The 908-nt window shown below is 34.8% G+C and carries 1 protein-coding gene; it reads right to left on the minus strand.

Annotation, left to right across the window (positions count from 1 at the left end; translation table 11 throughout):
• Positions 1 to 63 precede the first annotated feature (63 nt).
• Positions 64 to 492, minus strand: coding sequence for a hypothetical protein (locus tag H2C83_RS05235; protein WP_181738501.1), 429 nt, complete (start codon positions 490 to 492; stop codon positions 64 to 66).
• Positions 493 to 908 lie beyond the last annotated feature (416 nt).

Below are 908 nucleotides of genomic sequence, written 5' to 3' on the forward strand. Positions count from 1 at the left end.
AAACGGGGTTCATTAAGTGAAGCTAACAAATACTATCTTATGATAACGAACTGATGACATTTTTTATTTTTCATCAAAATAATTCTGGTCATATATATATATAGCATTTATCGGCATTTCTGATTCATTCCATTCTTCCTCATAGTCGTCTATGTCCTTTAATTCAAAACAAATACCTGGATACTTAGGTAAGATATATACATCAAATTCTTCTTCCCATTCTCCAATACTTTTTTGTACATCTAATAATGTAGAACCTAATCCAATTCTATCTAAGAACTTTCCCTTAAAGTTATTTGTTACTCCAATTTGGAATACTTTATTCGTCCTTTTGTCTATCCAAAAAGACATATTTTCAGTTTTTAATACTATGCTTTGACTTCCTTTTTCTATATCTACTCTACCGCTTAGCTTCTTTTTCAAAATATCAACATTTTCTCCAATATAGAACTTGCCAATACGTACACCAGGAATAATCTCGTTTGTCACCATACAACCCTCCCTCAATAAATTAAGTTTTTCTCACTCAATCTCTCGTTTTCTCCAATTTTGAAAAATGAACCAGGCATTTAGAACGGATACATTTTGAATAGATGTATAGAAAAGGAATTAAGGGTTTACTCAAATAGAGGCAAGCCTCTATTTGTAAAAATATGTGAGCGCTAGTGGATCTCCACAATGACCCAAGGAGTTTACCCTCCCATGTCACACAGGATCCAAGTCCCTAAATTCCTTCGTTCTACCTGCCTTGGGGTGGAGGCTGAAAAAGCTCCATTGCAGGGTCTATGCCCGTATGATAAAGATAAGACTCAGCTTCTCCGCGCTTCATACTTGTAAAGAAAACGAGAAAAAAGAAATTAAGCTACTTCCTGTAATTGAACTTGATGCAAAGCTCCTTGGAGCTTTGC

The organism is Thermoactinomyces mirandus, from assembly GCF_013868055.1.
GTDB classification, from domain to species: Bacteria; Bacillota; Bacilli; order Thermoactinomycetales; family Thermoactinomycetaceae; genus Thermoactinomyces; species Thermoactinomyces mirandus.

Bases quoted from the DNA above. Each gene is read 5' to 3' on its own strand.
- H2C83_RS05235 (WP_181738501.1), bottom strand. From the start codon at position 492: ATGGTGACAAACGAGATTATTCCTGGTGTACGTATTGGCAAGTTCTAT.